Origin of the sequence: Rubellimicrobium roseum, from assembly GCF_006152145.1 — a bacterium.
In the GTDB taxonomy this organism is placed as follows: domain Bacteria; phylum Pseudomonadota; class Alphaproteobacteria; order Rhodobacterales; family Rhodobacteraceae; genus Rubellimicrobium; species Rubellimicrobium roseum.
In genome coordinates, this window is record NZ_VDFV01000002.1 from 301,595 (window position 1) to 324,005 (window position 22,411).

A 22,411-nucleotide genomic window follows, 5' to 3' on the forward strand; every position below is an offset into this window, starting at 1 on the left:
GTGCTAAGTCGCCCCGCCACAGCCGCTGCCTGGAAGGATCGCCCATGCCCCTCGATCACATCGTCAAGGACCTCGGCCTCGCCGCCTTCGGGCGCAAGGAATTGGCCATCGCCGAGACCGAGATGCCGGGCCTCATGGCGCTGCGCGAGGAGTTCGGGACCTCCAAGCCCTTGGAGGGTGCGCGGATCGCGGGCTCGCTGCACATGACGATCCAGACGGCGGTGCTGATCGAGACGCTGGTCAAGCTCGGGGCCGAGGTGCGCTGGGCGTCCTGCAACATCTTCTCGACCCAGGACCACGCCGCGGCCGCCATCGCCGAGGCGGGCGTGCCGGTCTTCGCTGTCAAGGGCGAGACGCTGGAGGAGTACTGGGCCTATACCGACCGCATCTTCCAGTTCCCCGAGGGGACCTGCAACATGATCCTCGATGACGGCGGCGACGCGACGCTCTACATCCTTCTAGGCGCGCGGGTCGAAGCCGGCGAGACCGACCTGATCGCCGTGCCCACCTCGGACGAGGAGGTCTGCCTTTTTAACCAGATCCGCAAGCGGCTGGCCCAGTCGCCAGGCTGGTTCACGGCTCAGCGCGACGCCATCCGTGGCGTGACCGAGGAGACGACGACGGGCGTCAAGCGTCTATACGATCTCCATAAGAAGGGCCTGCTGCCCTTCCCGGCGATCAACGTCAACGACTCGGTCACCAAGTCGAAGTTCGACAACAAGTACGGCTGCAAGGAGTCGCTCGTGGACGGCATCCGCCGTGCGACCGACACCATGATGGCCGGCAAGGTCGCCGTGGTTTGCGGCTACGGCGACGTGGGCAAGGGCTCGGCGGCGTCGTTGCGGGGCGCGGGGGCGCGCGTGAAGGTGACCGAGGTCGATCCGATCTGCGCGCTCCAGGCGGCGATGGACGGCTACGAGGTCACGATCCTCGAGGACGAGGTCACGACGGCCGACATCTTCATCACCACGACCGGCAACAGGGACGTCATCCGCCTGGAACACATGCGCCAGATGAAGGACATGGCCATCGTCGGCAACATCGGCCACTTCGACAACGAGATCCAGGTCGCCGCCCTGCGCAACCACAAGTGGACCAACATCAAGGACCAGGTCGACATGATCGAGATGCCCTCGGGCAGCCGGATCATCCTCCTGTCAGAGGGGCGGCTCCTCAACCTTGGCAACGCCACGGGGCATCCGAGCTTCGTGATGTCGGCGTCCTTCTCGAACCAGGTGCTGGCGCAGATCGAGCTCTGGACCAAGCCGGGCGAATACGCGCCGGGCGTCTACATCCTGCCCAAGCAGCTGGACGAGAAGGTGGCGCGCCTTCATCTGAGGCGGATCGGGGCCAAGCTCACGGTGCTCGACCGCGAGCAGGCCGACTACATCGGCGTGTCCGTCGAGGGCCCTTTCAAGCCCGAGCACTACCGCTACTGAGCCCTTGGCCGGGGGCGGGCCGCCGTGCGAGGCTCCCCCGATCCTCGGTCATGGTGGAATTTCTCATGCGGACCTTCCTATCGATCCTGGGCGTGCTGATGATCGCCTCGGGTCTTCTCTGGGCCGCGCAGGGTAGCGGCCTGTTCCCCTATCCGGCCCGGAGCTTCATGATCGACCAGACCCCTTGGGTCTGGTGGGGGCTGCTCATGGCCGTCGTGGGCCTGCTAGTCCTGTGGGCCGCGCGGCGCCGCCTGCGCTGACCCGGTCAGGTCGCATTTTCCTCGAATTGCCGGTACTCGCCCTTTGGCCCGGGGCACTTCTTCGTGCTACACCAAGGATGAGCCAGGACGGTTCGGGCCAAGGCCTTCGTCGCGTGTGGGAGCGCGGGTGAGGAGGAGGGGCCCCGCGCCGTCCTGCGGGGTCCCTTTGCATCCGGCCGGCTGGCCGCCTCAGGGTTCGGTTCCACCTAACTCGCAGATGCGGCGCCACTGGTCCTCTGTAACCGGTTGCACGGAGAGGCGGCTGTTGCGCACGAGGACCATGTCGGCCAGCGCGGGATCGGCACGGATCTCCTCCAGCGTCACCGGACGGGCGAAAGGCCGCAGGGCCCGCACGTCCACGCAGTCCCAACGCGGGTCATCCGTCGTGCTGTCAGGGTGACAGGTGCCGATCACCTCGACGATGCCGACGACCTCGCGCCCCTTCTGCGAGTGGTAGAAGAAGCCGCGATCCCCCGGTCGCATCAGCCGCATGTTGTTGCGCGCCTGATAGTTGCGCACACCATGCCACTCGCCCCCGGCCTCTCCCAGGGCGACCTGCTCGTCCCAGCCGAAGACGTCCGGCTCGGATTTGAAGAGCCAGTATGCCATCTTGATCTTTCCTGTTGCTAGTCTGCGCTGTCCTGCTCGGCCCTGAGGGGGCGATCAAGCAGGCGCTGCAGGGCCGTCCCCACGTTGGTCCGCCCTTCGACCAGCTCGGCCACCGCTTCGGTCACCGGCAGATCGAGCCCGAGCGTCCCGCCCAGCCTCGCGGCCGCCCGCGCCGTGGCTGCGCCTTCCACGGTCACCGCCGCGTCGAACGGCTCGCTCCGGCCAAGCGACAGGCCGTAGCGGTAATTGCGCGAGCCTTCCGAGGTGGCTGTGAGCACGAGATCCCCGAGGCCCGAAAGCCCCATCAGCGTATCGCTCCTGGCCCCGAGCCGCAGCGCGAGCCGCTGCATCTCGGCAAAGCCGCGCGTGAGCAGCGCCGCACGGGCCGACTCGCCGAAGCCGCCGCCAAGACAGGCGCCGCAAGCGATGGCGATGACATTCTTGAGCGCGCCACCCAGTTCGGCCCCCACGAGGTCGGTCGTGCGGTAGAGCCGCAGGGCGGGCGTGGCCAGCAGCGCCTGCAGCCGGGCGCCCTCGGTCCGGTCGGCGCAGGCGAGCGTCAGGGCCGTGGGCAGCCCGCGCGCGATGTCGGCCGCGAAGCTCGGCCCCGTCAGCACGAGGGGAAGTGCCGAGGGTAGCGCACGGCGGATCGTGGCGCTTGGCCCGTCGAGCGTCCGAAGGTCGATGCCCTTGCCGCAGGCCACGAGTGGCTTGCCTCCGAGCGCCGGAGCATGGTCGTCCAGGAAGGCGCGCAAGGTCTGCGCCGGGGTGGCCAGCAGCACGACCTCCGCATCGGACAGGGCGTCGGGGTCGGCGGTGACGGGCAGGGCTGCGGGAAGGGAAACGCCGGGCAGGCGCGGATTGACGCGGCTCTGCGCCATGGCGGACATGGCTGGCGCATCGCGTCCCCAGAGCGCCACGTCGCGCGTCTCGCAGAGAGCCACGGCGAGGGCCGTGCCGAAGGCCCCCGCGCCCGCGACGGCGATGCGCGTCATGCCTTGGCGCCCTTCTTGCCAGCCCCGAGCAGTGGAGCGGCGTCCCCGTCCAGCGGCCAGCGCGGCCGGGCGACGACCGCCGGGTCGGCGGGGATGCCTGCGCGCGCCCGCTCGATCCCCGCCCAGGCGATCATCGCTGCGTTGTCGGTGCAGAGCGCGAGCGGCGGCGCGACGAAGGCCACGCCCTCGCGCGCGCAGAGGTCCTGCAACCGAGCCCGGATCGCCCCGTTGGCGGCCACGCCCCCGGCCACGGCCAAGGCGGGGACCTCGGGTCCGGCCTCGCGGTAGATCGCCAGCGCACGGCGCGACTTCTCGGCCAGGATGTCGGCCACCGCGAGCTGAAAGGCCGCGCAGAGGTCGCGCCGGTCGCTTTCGCGCAGGCCCCCCGCCCGGGCCACCAGCGCATCGCGTGCCCGTAGCGCCGCCGTCTTGAGTCCCGAGAAGGACAGGTCGCAGCCCTCGCGGTCAAGAAGCGGGCGTGGCAGGGGGATGCGGCGGGGATCGCCCTGTGCCGCTTCGCGTTCGATCTCCGGGCCGCCGGGCTGGGGCAAGCCCAGGAGCTTGGCGACCTTGTCGAAGGCCTCTCCCGGTGCATCGTCAATGGTGCCGCCCAGCCGGCGGAAGTGGTCGGGTCCCTCGGCGATCAGGAACTGGCAATGCCCGCCCGAGACGAGAAGCAGGAGGTAGGGAAACGGAAGGTCGTCAGTGAGACGGGGCGTCAGCGCGTGCCCGGCAAGGTGGTTGACGCCCCAGAGCGGCAGCCCCGTCGCCGCCGCAAGGCCTTTGGCCGTCATCACCCCCGCCAGCACCCCGCCGATGAGTCCCGGTCCCGCCGTCACCGCGAGACCGTTCAGCTTCTCCGGTCCGACGCCCGCTTGGGCCAGGGCCTCTTCGACGCAAAGGTCCAGAACCTCGGCATGGGCGCGAGCCGCGATCTCGGGCACGACGCCACCGAAGGCCGCATGAAGCCGCCCTTGGCCGCGCACGACCGAGGACAGGACCCGTGTGCCGACCGGTCCCTCGCACAGGACGGCGGCCGCACTGTCGTCGCAGCTCGACTCCAGGCCGAGGAAGATGAGAGGTCCGTCCATGATCCCCACGATCCAGTCGGGCCCGTCCTATGGGCTGGCCCCCGCCCGGGCTTCGCGCGTAGCATCCGGGACGACGACGGGCAAGGAGGCGGGATCATGACGGATGGGGCACGGCTGCTGCTCACGCGGCCCGAGGCCGCCTCGCGGCGCTTCCTCGCGGCCTGCGAGGCTGGGTGGGGCCGACCGATCCCTGCTCTCGTCAGTCCTGTGATGGAGATCGTCCCCGTTCCGGTCGTCCTGGCCGGGCGGCCCGCCGCGCTGGTCCTCACGTCTGAGAACGGCGCGACGCGGGCGGGGGAGCTGGACCTTTCAGGGCTGCCCGCCTGGTGCGTGGGCCCGCGCACTGCCGATGTCGCCCGGCGCGCCGGCCTGCGGCCGGTCGCAGTGGCCCGGGACGCCGAGGGCCTGCTGGCGACGATCCTCGTCGCCCGGCCGGCAGGTCCGCTTCTTCACCTGCGTGGGGAGCATGGGCGAGGCGATCTCGCGGCACGCCTCGGTGCGGCCGGGATCGTGGCCAGCGAGGCCGTGGCCTACCGCCAGCAGGAGCGTCCGCCCTCGCCTGAAGCCCGCACGGCCCTTGATGGCCCTGACTCTTTCGTTGCGCCGGTTTTCTCGCCGCGCAGCGCACTTCTCCTCGCCGGCTGGCACCCGCGCGCCGCCCTCCATGTCGTGGCGATCAGTCCGGCTGTGGCCGCCGCCGCCGCGACGCTGTGCCCCGCGAGTCTGGTCGTCGCTCCGCATCCCGAAGGGTCCGCGATGGTCGAAGCCACCCTTGGGCGGCTCGACCGGCTCCTTCCACGGCGGCTTGAGGCGAACGGCGGAGCGGATTAGGTAGGCCCCGGCATCCCGGTCCCTTGGACCTCCAGGAAAGGAACGAACATGGCGCGCAAGCCGGGCCCCAAGGACAGGGCGCAGGTCACACCCGAGGCCGAGGCGGACCGTCTGCCGGCCGAGCGCGCCGAGATCCTGCCGGAGGCCACCGAGACGTTCCTTCCGCCGGGGCGCGAAGCGGAGATGCCGCCCGAGGAGTCGGCGGCGCCCGACGCCGCCACGGTCGACGAAGGCCCGGGCGAGATGCGCCCGGCCGAACCTGTGGTGCCGTCCGACCCCGTCCTGAACCTGGGTCCCGAGGCCTCGCCCATGGTCGAGCCCGTCGCGGAAACCCCGCGTGTGGATCTTGAGGACTGGCGCTCGGCCCCCACGCCGTCGGCGGAGGCCGTGCCCTCCGAGCCTTCTCCGACTGTGGTCGAGCCTGCCCCGTCCCTGCGCACGGAGGAGCCGGCATCGCCCCCCTTCGGAGCGTCTGCCCGTCCGTTCGCCTCGGACGAACCTGCCGAGCCGCGCCGGTTTCAGTCGGACTTGGGGACCCCGGTGTCCTCCTCTGCGCCGCCTCCGGAGCCGCGTCGTCGCAGCGGTGTCGGAGGCCTGCTGCTTGGTGGTATGATCGCGGCCGCCTTGGGCTTCGGCGCAGCCTGGCTTGCGCAGGATCGCTTGGGTCTGTTCGCTGCCCAACTGCCTGCCGATCTGGAGGAGCGCATCGCCGCCCTAGAGGCGCAGCCCGTAGCCGGCGAGGGTGACGTGCAGGCTCTCGCCGACCGGCTTGCAGAGGCGGAGTCGCGTCTGTCGGCGCTGGAAGCCACGCCCGCCCCATCAGGAGCCGCCGATCTGGAGCCGCTCCGCGCTGAACTGGCCCAAGACATCGAGGCCCGCGCGAGCGATCTCGAACGACGCATCGCCGCGATCGAGAGCCGTCCGGCGACGCCGGTCGGGTCAGAAGCTCCCCTGGGCTCCCTGGCGGTGGAGGATGTGGCTGCGGCGACCCCAACTGTCGAACCGGATGAACTGCGCGAGCAGGTCCTGAGCGCCGTCGAGCCGCGTCTGACGGGCACGGAGGAGACAGTGGCCGAGCTGCAGGCCGCCTTGGCCGATCTTGACACACGTCTCGATGCTGCCGAGCAGGCCAGCAGTTCGGCAACCGAGCAGGCCCGCGCCGCGGCCCAGGCCAGCGAGCAGATCGAGGCCCGCGCCGCGGCCGCCGAGGCTCAGGCCCGTCGCAGCGCAATCGTTGCGCAACTCGACACCGCGCTCGACTCGGGCGAGCCCTTCGAGCCGGCCTTGTCCGAGCTGGAGGCCGTCGGCGCCCAAGCGCCCGAGGCTCTCTCGAGCCGCGCCGCCGAGGGTGTTCCCACGCTGGCCGACCTGCGCGAGTCCTTCCCCGAGGCCGCCCGTGCGGCGCTGGCCGCTGCGCGCGACGGAGGTCTCGTGGACGACGGCGACGGCGTCATGGGCTTCCTGGCAGGGCAGCTCTCGCTGCGCTCGACGGCCCCGCGCGATGGGACCGATCCGGACGCCGTGCTGTCCCGGGCTGAGGACCACCTCGGGCAGGGGCGGCTCGGCGAGGCCTTGGCCGAAATCGAGACGCTACCCGAGGCGGTGCGAACCACTATGAATGACTGGATCGCCGCCGCCCGCACCCGCGTCGAGGCGGACGCCGCCCTGGACACGCTCCGCGACACCCCCGCGACCTCCACCGAGACGACAGCGGCCGACTGACGGCCCCCACCGAGAACAGGAAAGGCCCCGGTCCATGCTCTGGTCCCTCATCAAGCTCCTCGCCTTCGTGGCCGCCGTCGCCGGCGTGACCCTGGGCGGGGCCTATCTCATGGAGCAGGCGGGCGGCGCCGTCATCGCCATGGGGGGCTACGAGGTCACGCTGACCCCCCTTCAGCTCGCCATCGGGCTCATCGTGCTCCTGGCCCTGCTCTGGGTCGTGCTCAAGATCGTGGGCGTGCTGGGCGCGGTGCTCCGGTTCCTCAACGGCGACAACAACGCGCTGTCGAACCACTTCTCCCGCCGTCGCGAACGCAAGGGATTGGCCGCGCTGACCGACACGGCCGTGGCGCTGGCCTCGGGGGATGGGCGTGCCGCCCTGTCGCGGGCGATGGCCGCCAACAAGTATCTCGATCGTCCCGAGCTCACGAACCTGCTGGTCGCGCAGGCGGCCGAGCTTGCCGGCGACAAGGTGCGGGCCGAGGAAACATACAAGCTTCTTGCCCGTCACGAGAGGACCCGCTTCGCCGGCATCCGGGGCCTCCTGCGCCAGAAGCTGTCTGAGGGCGACGACGTGACCGCGCTGCGGCTGGCGGAGAAGGCCTTCGAGATCGATCCGCGCCACCGCGAGACGCAGGACGTGCTCTTGCGGCTTCAGGCCGAGTCGCACGACTGGTCCGGGGCGCGCCGGACGCTGGAGGCGCAGCGCAAGTCCGGCGCGCTGCCCAAGGACGTGCACAAGCGCCGCGATGCGGTCCTGGCGTTGTCGCAAGCGGCCGACATTCTGGACGAGAGCAAGAGCCTGGAGGCGCGCGAGGCTGCCATTGAGGCGAACCGGAAGTCGCCCGACCTGATCCCGGCGGCCGTCATGGCGGCGCGCGGCTACATCGCGACCGGCAATGCACGCTCTGCGACGCGCCTCCTGCGCAAGGCTTGGGACGTGCAGCCCCATCCCGACCTGGCGGCGGCCTTCGCGGAGATCGTGCCCGACGAAACGCCGCAGGCGCGGCTCGACCGATTCAAGGTGCTGACTTCGATCCGCACCGAGCATCCCGAGACGCGGATGCTGGTGGCCGAGCTGCTGATCGCCGCTGAGGACTTCCAAGCCGCCCGCCGCGCCCTAGGCGACCTGCCCGAGACGCAGCCCACGGGTCGCAATCTCACGCTGATCGCGGCCATCGCGCGCGGCCGGGGCGAGGACGAGTCGGTTGTGCGCGGCTGGCTCACCCGGGCGCTCGCCGCGCCGCGGGGACCTCAGTGGGTCTGCGACAACTGCGGGCGCATCCATGCGCAATGGGTTCCGGTCTGCGGCAACTGCCATGCCTTCGACACGCTGAGTTGGAAGACACCGCCCGCCGAGGCGACCCTGCCGGGAGGGGTGGAACTCCTACCGCTGTTGGTACGCGACGGCACGAAGCCGGCGGACATTCCGGCGCCCCTGGTCCCCGATTCCGACACCTCGCGTCAAGCGCCAGCATCGTCAACTTAGGGCTTTTCCCTTCCAAAGGGGAGTGCTAAAGCCCCCTCGTCGCCGCAGTAGCTCAGCTGGTAGAGCACGTCATTCGTAATGATGGGGTCGGGGGTTCGAGTCCCTTCTGCGGCACCACGCCTTCTAAAAAAACTTGGGAACAAGAGTAAGTTGGTGGAAGGACGATAGGGTCGATCCACCCTTGTATCCACCCCGCACTGCTCAGATGGTTGCGCCTGGAGTGGAACTGGCTCATCAGTTCGAGCCGGTGTTCATCCATGTTAGGAACTGGAGTTAAGGCTCCTTGATCCTTCTCCGCGGGGCAATGGTACCATCCCGACCGTGACAGAGGCCAAGTAGGGGTAACCCCGGAAGTCTGGGCAGTGTGGACTTGAAAAGTATGACGTTGCCGCCGCGTGAGGTGACGCGCTCTCTAGGATACTCCGAGCCACGCATGCAGGCGTCTTCGCATTGGCTAGATCGCCCGTAGTTCAAGAAGGTCGTCCACGCCTTCAGTGGAAGCCAACGCCTCGTTGCAGCTCCTGCGTTGGGATAGTCTCTCTTCCAAGCACAATGCTGGAAGGGGAGGATCGCCAGGGCGCCGCGCTCCATAACCGTCGAGGCGGACTATTGCGACCTCAAGGTAACATCAGCAAGAACGGCGTCTGTGAGCCACCGCTGGCGATTATTACTTACCTGGTGCAAAAGACGTTCGGGCCGCTTTGAACTGGTCTTCGCCTCGCTGGACGCTCAGGCAATTGCGATTTGAGTGGCGACAAACTTGGGAGCGAGCACATTTCAAGTGCAGACTGCGGGCGATGGGTGTTGTAGTTCCCGAACAGGGCAGGATTAACCCAGAGTCGGCGTGAAGCTTGTCTCTTGTCTTGGGGCAGAGAAAGCAAAAGACTGGTTTTGCCGCGGCTTTGAAGCTTGGCACGTAGCAGCGGGAGCAACGTTCTTCCAGTTGTCCGCAAGTTTGAGGGTACCATTGTGTCTTTGCTTCCCGATCCAAGGGCCATGCACCATCGCCTTGTGACGTTGTCCGAAGGCAGCCTCACAGCAGCTACGTTGCGACGGACACCAGAGCTTGAAATCTATCCAGCGCCAGGAGAGGCCGACTGCGAAGGGATCTCTGTTGTGTGGGCTCCATTCGATGCCGTGAACCCGCACGCTAAGCTCGCGATCGTAGGTGTGACTCCGGGGCCAAACCAGGCAGAGCGGGCGTTGTTGGCAGCTCGGCGAGCAGCTTTGGCTGGGCACGATCCGACACATGAAATCACGCAAATCAAATGTGAGTCTTCGTTTCGTGGCAAGCAGGGCACCAACGATCGTGCGATCGAAGAGAACCTCAAAGCGCTTCTCGAGCACAGCGGTGTTGCCGAGCGTGTCGGCATCGACGATGTGGACGAACTCTGGAAGGCGGAAGCACACAAGGTCCACTTCACGTCAACCTTGCGATATCCCACGTTCATCGGAGACAAGCTCTTCAACAACCAGATAGACAGCCTAAAGCATCCCTTCCTCCGCCTGATGATAGAGGACCTCCTGGCGGCAGAACTCCGACAATTGCCGTCGGATGCGATTATTGCTGTTCTGGGCCGACGTGGACCGGGAGTGGTGCGCCATGCAGCCCGCCTCGCAGGTTTGGACCTAACGCGGATTGTCGCACTGCAGCACCCTTCACCGAACAACCATGATGGTGTCCGACAATATCTTGCGAAAGAGCGCACACAATCCAAGAGGCCATGCCGGTGCTTTTTGTGCGACCCGTCGCGGCTCCTACCAAACTGGGATGTTACGAGGTGGATCGGGATGCATCGATCGACTCACGAATAGCCGCTTGGGGTGCCATAAAGCTACGATGCTGACTGGCTGCGAGACGAGTTGAAGGCTCGATGGCTGCGCGTCTGAATCCCTGATTGGCGTGGGTGCCTCTACTCGGCAGGCGTAAGCGCTGCCGGATCGAGAACGCTTTCGTTCGCCTCGAAGTCTGGCGCGGCATCCCCATGTGCTAGGCGTGTTGCGACGACCTCGTCGTAAGCGGTGTCTGAACGCCTTTGCGAAGTCGGCTTGACGTTGAGCTGAAGGCCCAGGGGAGGAGCTCGTCGAGGCGGCTCTGAGGGTGACCTTTGGGGAGGGCTTCGCGGGTTGCGGAGAGATAGGCGAAGGGCTCGACGCCGTTCATCTTGGCGGTCTCGATCAGCGAGGCGATGCGGCCCCAGGCGCGGCCGCCCTCGTCATGACCGGCGAAGAGGGCGTTCCTCCTTCCGAGAGCTATGGGGCGGATGGTGTTCCCGACGGCGTTGGAATCGATCTCGACCTGGCCGTCCTCGAGGTAGACGCGGAGCCCGTCCCAGTGGTTGGCGAAGTAGGCGAGCTTCTCGCCGGCGCGGGACTTGGGCGAGAGCTTGGCGCGGCATCCGGCGAGCCAGGCGCCAAAGGCCTCGACGAGCGGCTTGGCGCGGTCTTGGCGCACGGCTCGGCGCGCCTCGGGCGCAGATCCCTTGAGCTCGGCCTCGATGGCGTAAAGCTCGGCGATGCGCCTGAGGCCCTCCTCGGCCACGGCGGAGCCGTCGCGGTCGAAGAGTTCGCGCAGCTGCCGCCGGCCGTGCGCCCAGCAATGCGCCAGGACGAGAGGTCCCTCGGGGCGTGGGCGGCGAGCCAGTGCCTTGTAGGCGGCATAGCCGTCCACCTGGAGAGTGCCCGTGAAGCCGCGCAGCACGGCCTCGGCCTGCTCGGTGCCGCGGCCGGGCGCATAGGCGTAGACCACGCCGGGCGGGTCGCTCCCGCCCCAGCGCCGGTCGTCGCGCACGAGCGCCCACAAGTAGCCGGTCTTTGTTTTGCCGCGCCCGGGGTCGAGCACCGGCGCGGTGGTTTCGTCGAGGAAGAGCTTGGAGGAGCGCTTCAGATGCTGGGCCATCCGGTCGACCACCGGCTGGAGGTGGAAGGCCGCCTTGCCCACCCAGTCCGCGAGCGTGGCGCGGTGCAGATCGAGGCCGGAGCGGGCATAGGCCTGCGCCTGCCTGTAGAGCGGCACGTGATCGGCGTATTTGGAGACGAGGACATGCGCGACCAGGGCCTCGGTCGGCAGCGCGCCCTCGATCAGGTGGGCCGGCGCGGGCGCCTGCACCACCGCGCTGGAGCAGATCCGGCAGGCATACTTCGGCCGGATCGTGACGATCACCCGGAACTGGGCCGGAACGATGTCGAGCCGCTCAGCGCGGTCTTCGCCGATCCGGGTCATGGCACCGCAGCCGCAGGGGCAGAGCGTGCTGGAGGGCTCGACCACACGCTCGATGCGCGGAAGCTCTTGCGGCAGCCGACCAAGGTTGCGCCGGATCGGCGTCACAGTTCGGGGTGAAGAGCCGATGGCCGCCTTGGCCACCTCGGCCTATGCCACCGACGGCTCGACCACCAACGCCGCGAACTCCGTCTCCCTCTCGGCCGGGATCGCAAGCTCACCCTTGCGGACCAGCCGTCGCCAGGCCGTGAGCTGCTGTGGCTGGATCCCATGCCGCGCGGCCACCTCCTTCACGCGCGCGCCTCGCTCCAGCGTCTCGGCGACAATGCGGGCCTTCACCTCGTCAGGCCCATGACGCCGCCCCGTGGGACCCGAGAGCACCTCAAGCTGCTCGACCCCAAGGCCAAAGCTCACCAAAGAACTTGGCAATCTTCTCTGCAAAGCGTTGCTCCAATCCGGGCCGCCATCCCGCGGCAATGGAGCAGAAGCCGCACTCAGCACACAGAGAGGGGGCCAAGCTACCGCTTACACCTCGTCTTGGGCAAGCCGATTTTCACCATGCATCCTCTTCCGCAGAAACCAGGCACTTTCGAGCTATCGCCACGGCCGGCCAGAGCAGGTTTTGTTGGATCTCGGGTACACGCAGGTGCGATCCCGTCATCGCCGTCGCAACCACCGAGTAGGCCCGTCCCGCGATGCTCTGCAGTTTCACTTCGAGCAGCGCATACTCAACTTGTTGCCGCCAGCCTTGCTCATATAGGATCTCGAGTGTCATCACGAGCCAAGTTCAAGTGGCTACCCAGAGTTGAGCGAGCGAGAGTTAGTTGCCTAAAGGTGCTCAGATACCCCTAGAAGCGTGGAACTCGGGTGAACCTTGTCAAGCATGAGAGGGACCGTCGCGACATGGTTTGACAAACGGCCTGCAGACTACGGTGCTGGTACAAGTACGGGCATTGTTGAGGAGATCGCAGCCGAAGGCTACAGCATCGAGGTTATCAGCGGAGCCAATAGCCGTTCAGGAAGTCAGCCTCCTTTGCTGCCCTTAATGTCGGGTGAGAATCTTGATACTGGCGGGGTTACGGTTGAATCACTCGAGACCGCCGCCCAGGCGACGAAGCCGGATCTGACTACTCGGCGAGTGACTAACTCAGAGGGATTGCGAGCGGACGACCAAGCGCTAACGCAGTCGTCCGATGTTCATTCTACCAGTCCAAAGCCGAGGCTGGAACTGCACTTCAACCTATGGCGAGATCTCTCGCCATTGTTCAGCTTCCTCGATATCGGTCTTCTGCTATCCAACACGGAACAGCTTGGCAGGATCTATGTCTATGTTCCTGCCTACATCGACCCTACTTGGATCTCCGATCTAAGTCCCGTGTTGAAGGATGAGCACACTTTGAACGCGGTGTTCAATTCTGTAATCTCACTTAAGAGTGAGCAAGATTACAGCTTCGAGGCCGAGGAGCAGGGCGAGTACTTCGCCACGATTCACTCCGTGAATACCACCAAAGAGATCTTTACTACTAGTCAGCAAGATTTGAATAGCGATGGTGGCTCGGTAATTGCATTCGGTGAGGCTCTTTGTGAGCGTATCCGCAGTGCAGAGAGGGCATTGCTTCAATCTGGGAAGCGGCATGCGCCGCAATATCTGCGCTTCCGTATTCGGTTTCCGTCTGACCGCATGCAGGTCTTTAGCTCCGTTCTGCCAGCGGACGAGTCGGCGTGGTCACCTTCTTTTGAATCTTTGGAGCTCATCGATTTCCGACTGAATGAGAAGAGAAGCTATCCGAGACGTGTTGCCGATCTGGCGGAAGGTAAGGAGTTTCATGTCGAGGCGGTGCACTACTTCCTGATCCGTGAGGCCACGCGCCAGTTGGTGATGCAGCATGCTCCAAACCATAAGGTCAGGCGCCTTGAGGGGCTCATATGGAACAACTATCTAGAGGGGCGTCCCTACTCCGGCGGCGAAACTAGAACTTATCCAACCGAGCGGATGCTTATCTATCATTGGAAGAAGCAAGGCTCTGGCACGCCCCGGGAGGAGCAGGCCATCGACGACTTCACTGCATTTGCAAGTTTCAGAGGAAGCGAACCTAATCTCAAGATGTTTATATTTGGCGCGGTGCTCCTAGGAGCGGTCGGGAGTTCGACGTCTACGGTCGTCACAGCTCTTGTCCAGTCCGCTATCACGGGGCCGATTAGGTCTAAACTGGGCTTGACTCTCCCCGAGGGTATTACGACGGCGGTTACAGCCAACCTGATTGGAGTGGTAATAGTCATCGGACTGCTGTGGGCGGTGTACCGCAACTTAGCTAAGCGCAAGCGGCAGCCTCGAGATCGGTAAACCGCCTCGAAGCGCTGGACTTGTACTTGCCTGAGGCACCGCAGCCCTCTAGTTTCGCTACATGACCCTAGCCGCTGTCGCTGCCCCGATGCCTGCGCCTGAGTTTCAGACGCCCAGCCTACAGCACTTTGGCTGCGAGGCTGACTTGGCTTGGCGTGCTCTACAAGGCCTTCAGAGTACCTACCCAGGCTTCCGCTCATGGTACTGGAGTAAGGTTGTTCCTGGCGTAGAGAGAGGGAGCAGACGTATTTTCTTGTCCACAGATCAGAGTGGGCTGAAGGGAGTCGTGATCGCTAAGAGAGGAGCAGAGCGTAAGCTCTGCACTGTGTGGGTTGCGCCACATGCGCGGCGCCATGGAGTGGGTCGTTTGCTCGTAGCGGATGCGATGGATTGGTTAGAGACTGAGCGGCCTCTGATCACGGTCTCGGAGCACCGGGCCCCCCTGTTCTTGGGTTTGTTCCAGTACTTCGGATTCGAGCTTCAAGAGGAACTATTAGGGTATTATGGCGGCAGCTCAAAGGAGCTAGTTTTTAACGGGCGACTGCGCCCAAATCCGTCATCCTGACTCGTTCGACAATTCGTTGCAGCTCATTGACGTCGCCTGATCGGACCTGACTCGCTGGAATGCCGAGCCTATCACTGTTGTACTTGAGGTAGGCTCTCTCCAGATCCTGAATGAGTAGGATCTTCTGAGTCGTGCTAGGCAATCCTTTGCCTCGTTGTCTTGCGTGGATCTCTTCAGCTGACTCTGTTATTTCAACAAGGGCAAGTAGGCAGAGTTGGTCGGTAATTTGGTCGGGAAGGGTCAAGGGGCCTTCTTCGGTTTCCAAGACTGCATGGCCATCCAGAATGGCGTCAGGCCTACCCAGCAGATCATGCTCCCGCAAATAGCTGATCAGCGCGAACTGATTCCCAATAGCGTCTCTCCTATTTTGGAGATGAAGGGGGCGGCCTAGTTTCGCAAGAACTTGACTGGCCCTGACATGCTTTATCTCTGGCTTCTGCTCAGTCAGAAGCTGGATAGTGTATGTTTTGCCCGAGCTAGATGCGCCAGTTACGAATATCATGGTTTCCAGCCTGCCATCATGAAGTCGCAAGGTATTTCAAGTCCAAAGGGGCAGAAGTCATCATGGTTGACTTCCCTTGGTGCATCTTCTCACTCTGCTCGATCTGCGTTGCCCGGAGGTCTAAAGACACGCCGCAGTTTATTCGCTCCGCGGCAGCATCAGGTCTTTTCTGGCCCTCAGTGAGCATGACGGATACGCTTAGCCTGTGGTCGAGGAAGTAGTCGACGCGCTTCGTCTGCGCCAGCGCAAAGAACTTACCCAACACGAGAACACGGCCCTAGGCTGCCCTGCGGTGGGGACCCATGGTGCCGCTGCTCCAGCCGTGAGCAAGCGTCCTCAGTACCCTCCACTTCGCTGCCGACCTCTATTGGTTGGCTAAGATGTTCGATCCCAGGGTTTGATGTTGTCGGGGGCGTCCACCCCATCGCTTACTTCTGGCCGAATGTCCTTAAACGTCTGCTCGGACTATGTCGCCTACGGACTTGGCTCCGGAGCAGTCGAGAACTCGCCTGAGCGCGTCGAGAGTCTGGCTCTTCGGCGACGTGCTAGAACGGTATCCCCATCAGCCACCTAATGAGGGTGAACGCCCCGAATGGGCTGATCGCCTCCTCAAAGATCGTGTTCTGGACCGCATCCTCCAAAACCGCGTTCTCGATGCCCGAGTCGGTCACAAGTCCTGCTTTGAAGCTCGAGGCCACCTCGCTGGTGACGACGAGAGGCACGTCCGGGTTCTCCTGCAAGGTGGCTGCAATGTAGCTGGCACTGTCGGTCGCTTTCAGTTGCAACTCGCCGACAACAGCGCTCCCCTCATAGATGGCGATGTCCGCGAGTGGGTGGTTGGTTGCCTCGAACATTGCGGCTTCGATGCCCTGCTCGATCAGATGGGTCGTGTAGACCTCCTCGAATAGGATTCCCTTAATATTGTTCATGTGCCCCAGGGCCGCGTCTGCATCGACGGCGGCGAAGTAGGAGATGATCTCCTCGAGGGAACTGGATCTTAGCTCGTTGTAGCCCCGCCTGACGGCGTCGATGACCGATGCCTCCTCGATCATGCAAGTGCGCCATGCTCTTTCAGGAACAATCCCGTTTTAGTCGTGGGCCCGTTGATGATATGAATAGGTGTCATCGAAAGCGCACGATCTCCTTTCCCTGAACGGATGTTCAAATCTGCGCCAAGCTTCGTCAGCGTTCTTGCAGCCTCCAGATGGTTTTGTTGTGCGGCCAACATGAGAGGGGTGATTCCCTCGTCGGCCCGCTGATTGATAGCAGCGCCGTGGGCGATCAGAAGTCTGCACGTGCTGGCGGACCCATGATAGGCGGCGTAATGCAGCGGGGTCCAACTCTTGGGTCCAGGGATAGTGGTTGCAGCGTGGGCAGCAACTAGAACCTCGGCCAACTCAAAGTTGCATAGCTCCAAGGCTAGCACTAAGCATGTCTGCCCTTTGGAAGAACGGCTGTTTGGATCCGCGCCATACTCCAGGAGCAACTCGGTGAAAGCCTTCTCGCCCCGGCTCACCGCGAGAATAATGAGTGGCTCGCCCTTGTCATTGGCGACGTTGATGTTCGCACCCTGTTTGACGAGATCGAAGAACATGTCGTTCTGCCCGTTCCGGAAGGCCGACAGCAGAACGGCATCCGCATACTTTTGGCCGAAATAAGCGCCGTTGGCCCGCAGGGCCTCCACGACTCCGGCGTGATTTTTGAAGAAGGCGCCGGTTATAGCGTTCCAGCCGTCATTATTGCAGACGTGGATATCGGCGCCGTTCTCGATCAGGAAGTCGACAACGGGCCGTCTTCCAGTGGTTGCTGCCCATATCAGGGGTGTCCAGCCCCTGTCGTCGCGAATAGAGAGTTCTGCCCCTTGCGAGATCATATGCCGGGCTAGCGGGAAGTACTCCCGGTCCAAGGCCAGAAGCATCGCCGAGCCGCTCTCGGCCGACCAGCGGTTCAGCGGTGCACCCTTATCGACCATCAGTTCCGCCAAATCGAGATAGCCTAAAACGATGGCCTGTCGGAGCGGTTCCCCGTCGCCAACCTTCGCATCGAAGCGGGCATCCTCGATCAGGGCATGCGCGATCTTCGTAAAGCCTGCTTTCATGGCAGCGAGGAGTGCGGTTGCGCTGATTTGATTGGGTGTCTCAGGGTTATCATCAGCGCTCGCAAGGGCGGTGCTGACTGCCGAGATATCCCCGGATGTCACGGCTTTAATTAGGTCGTTCAATTCTTCCTAGATCCTCAAAGTGAGTATGTCCTGGGCCTGCTTAGTCCAATCCTGCCGACCTCGGCCCGCGGACGCCAGCCTAGCGCGTCCGTGGCGCGTAGGGGACTGCTATTCCGCGGCTCGGGGCGACTATGGGCGGCTCCTGCGTGCCGGCCGCAGCAGTCAAACCGGACGCTTACTCCAACTCCGCCGGCATCTCGACAACTTCGTGCAGGCCTCCTACTTCGGCCGCTCGCTTAAGACGCTGAAGGGTCTCACGCGCTATGAGTTCATCTGCATAGCCTGGGTCCCCGAGCCGCATAGGTCCACCGCCAACCCGCTCTATCAAAGGCCGGTACAGAATATTCAACGGAGAGTAGGCGCTGCCGTCGTCCTATTGGATCCGCTCAAATCTCGTCCTCGATCCTGTCCTCCTCGCCAATAGTGTTGCCGTTCCTCTGGTAACCCTCGCAGAAATAGCGGAAGTCGCACGCGGCGCATGTCTTACCGTCTAGGCAATCGTCTAGCCAAGTCTGGAGAATGCTGACCGCTTGGTCTTCGCGGCGGACACACTCCTCAATGCTTCTGACGGTGTCGTCGAAGGCGCCAGTGGCTTCTTCGATGCTAGCGTCATTAACGGGAATGACGCGCACCGCCCGCGAGAACAGGAAACCATGACTGAAGTCGGCGCGGGCACCGGGCCGCCAGTTCTCCAACATACGGCGGTCGCTATCTAGCGCGGGCCCGACATCCGTTCGACCTTTGCTCAACGCTGCCTTTAGCGCCAGCAAATCTCCTTCGCCGGGAGCGAGTTCGTTGATATAGATCAGTATGCCCGCGGCCACACGTCGGCTTCGGCGCTGCTCGTGACGCAACCAAGCGTAAGTCTGGACCTGCCACTCGCCGTCTCGCCACTCGGACGTATTTGTGTCGGGGCGGCGTGTACCCTTGTAATCGACAATCACCTCAAATTCGCCGGCGAGGTCAGGGCACTGCGCCTGCACAGCCTGTCTGATCAGGTTATCCGTGTGTGCCGAGCCTAGCTCTATCTCGGTCAACACGTCAATGACACCGGTGAGCGCGTATTTCTCGGCGCGATGTTCGCTAGCGATGGCGCCGGGGATGTCACGGGTACCGATGACCCGTTCCTCAGCCTCGGCGATCAGCGGGAACAAGTGCGGACCCAACATGTTCACCGCTGCCTCGGCACGGCGGTAGGCGGCTAATCTCGCTTTGCGGCTGCGGGCACGTTTATTCTGATTGAGGAGCGACTCCTCGACAGGCCAGCCGAGATTGCGCAGGTCGAATTCGTCCAAGTCTGCTGGCGGTTCCTCAATCGGTTCAGACATGGAGAGCCGTTCGTAGGGAAGCGGAAACGGCAGGCCGCCCTTGCTCTTCCAAAGCCTGTAGACATTCTCCAGCAGTCCATGGATAAATTCACCGTACCAGAGTTGCACGGGCCGCGACGGTGGCAGAGCGCTACCGTTCTGGTAGCGATACTGCCGCGCGCAGCGGCGGAATGACAGCAAGTCGCCGGTCAGCGAGTATTCGGGAACGACGTGATCGGGGCGCTTACGGGCAATGCGCATTTCAAATCCTGACGAATGGTAGGTGGTCTGCGTCGACCGGCGGCGGCCGCAATGCAGGATCGCTTAGCCATGCCCAGCTTTCGTCGCGACGCCAGAACTTCGCAACGTTCTTGATTTTCGTCCTAAACTGAAGGCCCTGCTGGCAGCCGACCAGCATCAGCAAACTCTGCGGGCGGCTGTAGGCAACGTAGTAGAGGCGCACGAGATCTTCAAAGGTACGCTGCATGCCGGTGCGTTGCCCACGCGCGGGGCCGACTGGAGTCACCAGTGTTAAGTCGTTCTCTAGTCTCACTACCGAACTCTCCTCGTCAGGAAAGCGCCGGAAGCGCTGTCTGGCATTATTCGTCTTGAAATCTGACGATACGTCGACGATGACAAGTGGATATTCCAGCCCCTTCGCTTGGTGAATGGTCATAATGTTGAGCCGGTCGCGAGGCACGCTCGGCATGATCTCCTCATCAACTTGGACGAGATCCTCCGCGATTGGATTGAGTACGTCTCGAATTGCGCTGTTTACTGAGCGGTGGCGGTGCGGCTCATCCCGCTGAATGGTAGCTTTGTAGCCCGAGAAGGTCGACGCGGCCGCGACTGTCCTCGTAATCGCTTCTAGATAGACCTGCGCCTCGGGATCGTCTTGGAAGGGCGGAAACCAAGGCAAAAAGCTATAGCAGATGTCGAGCAGAGGCCACTCGGTTTCGTCTCCTTCGCCGTGTACCGCAAACAAGCGCCACCGCTCTACCTTGGCCGAAAGCAGTTCGCCGCGCGGCGAGCGCGGGTTGACGGTGAGCATCGCTTCGGCGGCAGCGCGCCACTGGTCTAGGAAGTCATTCGCCTCGTTCGTAAGGAATGCCTGCTGCTGACGTTCACCCCGCAATCCAGGGGCAGGCGAGGGATCAATGCAGACGAGAGCGAGCCCAAGGAACCGCTGAACGATGTCAACGTCGCGTAGCGCCCGGCCGCGCGGATTGAACACGGCGAGGCCCCGCGCCTCCAGTTCCCGCCGGAGGTGGAGGGGCAGCCTCTCCTTACCGGGAGTCCCCCTGAACGGCCTCCCGCGTTCTGCAACGGTGGAAGCCAGCAGCACAGCGTCCCCGAGGTCACCTCCGTCGGCGGGAAGGATTGGTTCGGTCAACGTGTCTTCGTGCGGGAGCGGGAAGCGGCCGCCCTGGCGGAAGACGCGATGGAGGAAGTCTGCAAGGTCGGCAGCTAGGGTGGGCGCATCGTTCCTAAACATGCCGATGACCCCGATCGGGGCGGCGCCGGCAGTCGAGATGACGCGGCGCACGTACGGTGCTGGGAGCGGCACACGCGCGCCGGCGAAATCGGGATCGTTGGTTACATGGGCGGAGAAGAACTCGACGATCTGCTTGGACGAGCGATAGTTCTCCTCCAGGCAGACGAGCTGCGGCTCGGGGCAACCGAGCTCCTGTTGAGCCCGGTCGCGGAAGTCGCGGAAGAGCTCGATCGTCGCCCCGCGGAAGCGGTAGAGCGACTGGTCGTCGTCGCCCACCACTGTGAGACTGGCGCCGGTGCGGCGAACCAACTCGAAGTAGATCGCCTCCTGCAGCGGGTTAGTGTCTTGGTATTCGTCGACCATCACCATCCGCAGCGAATGCATGCTCCGCGGGATGCGACCCGCCCGGAGTCGGTCTAAGAAGCGCCGTTCAAGCAGCGCAAAGTCCATCTGGTTGCTACCGGCAAGGTGCTGCTCGTAGCGATTCTTGATGCGCAGGATTGCTTGGCGAAACTCCTGGTCGCTATGCGGAGCACCGTAAGCATTAAGGTCGACAAGGTCCTGCACCAGCCGGTCGATGATGGTGCGCACGATCTCGGTCGCCTCGCCGTTGTTGCGTACCGGGTCTCCGGTGAAACCGTATCGGCCGAGGTAGGCCCGCAGTGGGTCGCCCAAGGTACGCAACTCACTCCAGACCTCGCCGCGCCGGTAGAGAATGGCTCGCGAGGCCGACTGCTCTAAGATGACCGGCGACGCTTCGTTCGGCTCGCGCATGTCACGGACCGCGTCCTCACAGATGCTGTCGAGCGTGCCCGCAATGTAGCGGTTGACGTCCATGGTCGACAGATGGCGGACATGCTTTTCGTCACCCGCTGCGGCAGCCACAGCAACGAGGTGGGCGCGCAATCTGGTGCCCCATTCAATCAGCCTCGACCTGATCTCTCGCCCTGCCTTCTCGGTGAAGGTGGTGATCAGCACGTCCTCGGGCGCAATCCCATCTACGAACGTGAAACGGAGCGCCCTGAGTACCAACGTCGTCGTCTTGCCGGTGCCAGGTCCGGCCACCACCAAGAGTGGCACGTCGCTGGACGCCGCGATGGCCTCACGCTGCCGTTCGTTCGGCACGTGCGTTGAGAGGGCGCGCGCAACTATCTCTGGGAATTCCTTGACGGTTGGCGAGGTTGGGAACTCTAGCAATTCAACACCCTTTAGCCGCTTGGTCAGTGACGACGTTGGGCGCCGCAGGAGTAGGCTCGCTATCGACTAGAGTCGATCTGTGATGCACCACCTTGAAGTCCTCGAACCGATCATCGCCGTTGCTGTAGTTATGGGATATCGTCTCTACGTCCGCCACCACCACATTAGTTCCCGCACGAGTGTGGTAGTTGGTGCTTTCCATTTCGCAACAAAAAACCTCCGATTGAGGTCCCCAGCAATCGTGCGCATACTCGCCATCTCTTCTCAGAGGACTGGACACTTGACGCCATCTCTCGCTACCAATTTGTGGGTTCCAAGACCGCCTCCGCTGCGTATGATGCGATTGTTGATTTGATTGAACCAGTTGAGCTAGCTCACGATCTAATTTTTCAATCGTCGGTCCGATCCCTGCTAGGCACTTTCCTGTCTCATAGCGCATCTGCCAGAGCTACCCTCAATCGATAAGTGTTGCTACAGATAGTCTGGATTAAGACGAACCTTTAGCTTGCGCGGGTCATCCGGATTTGTCGATACGGAGCCACGACCGGAAGCATTCATTAAGCGGAATCCTTGTCCGTCCTCCCAGGTGGTCTCCTTCTCGTACTCTCTTAAATACTGTATAAGACGGGGGAAGTGCCGGTTCCGCCCCACCCTGATGGCCCGCGGCGCGCGAACCTCCTCGAACATTCTGTCGAGAACGGCACGAAGCAGGTCTGGTAGAGGAATATCACGGTAGTCGTCACTTTGGACTCGATTTCGACATACCTCGCGCAAAACCTTCAGAAACTGGTTTGGTGAGAAATCGTCGATACTTGTGGGCCTGGAAGAGCCAAGAAACTCTTTCTCAAGGATGCGTATTAGTGCCTCTGGGTCAACTTCTCCCTTAATTCCTAGTCTCTCCAAGACCGCTGCTCGTGCTTGCTGGTCCTTGAACTTGCTACGAAGCGTTTCCAGGAGTTGATCTCGCCTGCGGGCTGACTGATCTCCTCCGATTTCTAGCTCCTCTTCAAAAACCTCCTGCCAAAGGTCTAGAATCATCCTTATAGTCTTGTTAATTGCCTGACTGGCCGCGACCGCTTCCGTTCTCGAAGACCTGCAATCATGATCGGGCATATTCGCTCCTTGAT

18 protein-coding genes, 1 tRNA gene and 1 pseudogene are annotated in these 22,411 nt (G+C 63.5%); 9 read left to right on the forward strand and 11 right to left on the reverse strand.

What is annotated here, in order from left to right; all coding sequences use genetic code 11:
* Positions 1–44: 44 nt before the first annotated feature.
* Both ahcY and FHG71_RS03870 read left to right on the forward strand, forming a co-directional pair.
* Complete coding sequence (ahcY, locus tag FHG71_RS03865; protein WP_139080287.1) at positions 45–1,439, forward strand: adenosylhomocysteinase; 1,395 nt, start codon at positions 45–47, stop codon at positions 1,437–1,439.
* Positions 1,440–1,489: 50 nt separating this feature from the next.
* The gene (locus tag FHG71_RS03870; protein WP_218014022.1) at positions 1,490–1,699 is read left to right on the forward strand and encodes a hypothetical protein; all 210 of its coding nucleotides are present in this window, start codon (positions 1,490–1,492) and stop codon (positions 1,697–1,699) included.
* Positions 1,700–1,888: 189 nt separating this feature from the next.
* Here FHG71_RS03870 and FHG71_RS03875 read toward each other — a convergent pair whose 3' ends face one another.
* The 3 genes from FHG71_RS03875 to tsaD are packed head-to-tail and all read right to left on the reverse strand — an operon-like array spanning position 1,889 to position 4,394.
* Entirely contained in the window at positions 1,889–2,308 is a 420-nt protein-coding gene (locus tag FHG71_RS03875) for an EVE domain-containing protein (RefSeq protein ID WP_139080288.1), read from the reverse strand.
* A 17-nt stretch (positions 2,309–2,325) separates the two neighbouring features.
* A complete protein-coding gene (locus FHG71_RS03880) occupies positions 2,326–3,303 on the reverse strand; it encodes an NAD(P)H-dependent glycerol-3-phosphate dehydrogenase (protein ID WP_139080289.1) in 978 nt (325 codons plus the stop codon).
* The gene (gene tsaD / locus FHG71_RS03885; protein ID WP_139080290.1) at positions 3,300–4,394 is read right to left on the reverse strand and encodes a tRNA (adenosine(37)-N6)-threonylcarbamoyltransferase complex transferase subunit TsaD; all 1,095 of its coding nucleotides are present in this window, start codon (positions 4,392–4,394) and stop codon (positions 3,300–3,302) included. Before tsaD ends, FHG71_RS03880 begins: the two co-directional genes overlap by 4 nt.
* Before the next feature lie 96 nt (positions 4,395–4,490).
* Between tsaD and FHG71_RS03890 the strand changes: the two genes are divergently transcribed.
* The 5 genes from FHG71_RS03890 (at position 4,491) to FHG71_RS03910 (ending at position 10,248) form a co-directional block, all read left to right on the forward strand.
* Positions 4,491–5,225, forward strand: a complete 735-nt coding sequence (locus FHG71_RS03890; RefSeq protein WP_139080291.1) for a uroporphyrinogen-III synthase — start codon at positions 4,491–4,493, stop codon at positions 5,223–5,225.
* A gap of 48 nt (positions 5,226–5,273) precedes the next feature.
* Positions 5,274–6,947 carry a COG4223 family protein gene (locus FHG71_RS03895; RefSeq protein WP_139080292.1) on the forward strand — a complete coding sequence of 558 codons (1,674 nt, stop codon included), beginning with the start codon at positions 5,274–5,276 and terminating at the stop codon, positions 6,945–6,947.
* Positions 6,948–6,981: 34 nt separating this feature from the next.
* On the forward strand, positions 6,982–8,433 hold the full coding sequence (locus tag FHG71_RS03900) for a heme biosynthesis protein HemY (protein ID WP_139080293.1): 1,452 nt from the start codon (positions 6,982–6,984) through the stop codon (positions 8,431–8,433).
* Between the two features lie 41 nt (positions 8,434–8,474).
* Positions 8,475–8,550, forward strand: a tRNA-Thr gene (locus tag FHG71_RS03905).
* An 879-nt stretch (positions 8,551–9,429) separates the two neighbouring features.
* Positions 9,430–10,248, forward strand: coding sequence for a hypothetical protein (locus tag FHG71_RS03910; RefSeq protein WP_139080294.1), 819 nt, complete (start codon positions 9,430–9,432; stop codon positions 10,246–10,248).
* A 175-nt stretch (positions 10,249–10,423) separates the two neighbouring features.
* Here FHG71_RS03910 and tnpC read toward each other — a convergent pair.
* From tnpC to FHG71_RS03920, 3 genes and pseudogenes are all read right to left on the reverse strand, one after another.
* Positions 10,424–11,746: pseudogene (gene tnpC / locus FHG71_RS03915) on the reverse strand (IS66 family transposase); the annotation flags it as partial.
* A 57-nt stretch (positions 11,747–11,803) separates the two neighbouring features.
* On the reverse strand, positions 11,804–12,067 hold the full coding sequence (locus tag FHG71_RS24685; RefSeq protein ID WP_425467317.1) for a transposase: 264 nt from the start codon (positions 12,065–12,067) through the stop codon (positions 11,804–11,806).
* Between the two features lie 139 nt (positions 12,068–12,206).
* Entirely contained in the window at positions 12,207–12,428 is a 222-nt protein-coding gene (locus FHG71_RS03920; protein ID WP_139080295.1) for a hypothetical protein, read from the reverse strand.
* A 108-nt stretch (positions 12,429–12,536) separates the two neighbouring features.
* On the opposite strand from FHG71_RS03920, the gene FHG71_RS03925 reads away from it, so the two are divergent.
* On the forward strand, positions 12,537–13,997 hold the full coding sequence (locus FHG71_RS03925) for a hypothetical protein (RefSeq protein WP_139080296.1): 1,461 nt from the start codon (positions 12,537–12,539) through the stop codon (positions 13,995–13,997).
* A gap of 88 nt (positions 13,998–14,085) precedes the next feature.
* Complete coding sequence (locus tag FHG71_RS24690) at positions 14,086–14,562, forward strand: GNAT family N-acetyltransferase (RefSeq protein WP_425467319.1); 477 nt, start codon at positions 14,086–14,088, stop codon at positions 14,560–14,562.
* A 1,047-nt stretch (positions 14,563–15,609) separates the two neighbouring features.
* On the opposite strand, the gene FHG71_RS03935 is transcribed toward FHG71_RS24690, so the two are convergent.
* The 5 genes from FHG71_RS03935 to FHG71_RS03955 all read right to left on the reverse strand — a co-directional run bounded on the left by FHG71_RS03935 (position 15,610) and on the right by FHG71_RS03955 (position 22,397).
* Complete coding sequence (locus tag FHG71_RS03935; RefSeq protein ID WP_139080298.1) at positions 15,610–16,116, reverse strand: hypothetical protein; 507 nt, start codon at positions 16,114–16,116, stop codon at positions 15,610–15,612.
* The gene (locus FHG71_RS03940) at positions 16,113–17,285 is read right to left on the reverse strand and encodes an ankyrin repeat domain-containing protein (RefSeq protein WP_139080299.1); all 1,173 of its coding nucleotides are present in this window, start codon (positions 17,283–17,285) and stop codon (positions 16,113–16,115) included. Before FHG71_RS03940 ends, FHG71_RS03935 begins: the two co-directional genes overlap by 4 nt.
* 386 nt (positions 17,286–17,671) lie before the next feature.
* The gene (locus FHG71_RS03945; RefSeq protein ID WP_139080300.1) at positions 17,672–18,853 is read right to left on the reverse strand and encodes a PD-(D/E)XK nuclease family protein; all 1,182 of its coding nucleotides are present in this window, start codon (positions 18,851–18,853) and stop codon (positions 17,672–17,674) included.
* A gap of 1 nt (position 18,854) precedes the next feature.
* Positions 18,855–21,212: an ATP-dependent helicase gene (locus FHG71_RS03950; protein ID WP_139080301.1), complete on the reverse strand. Its 2,358-nt coding sequence runs from the start codon at positions 21,210–21,212 to the stop codon at positions 18,855–18,857.
* A gap of 543 nt (positions 21,213–21,755) precedes the next feature.
* Positions 21,756–22,397, reverse strand: coding sequence for a hypothetical protein (locus tag FHG71_RS03955; protein ID WP_139080302.1), 642 nt, complete (start codon positions 22,395–22,397; stop codon positions 21,756–21,758).
* Positions 22,398–22,411 lie beyond the last annotated feature (14 nt).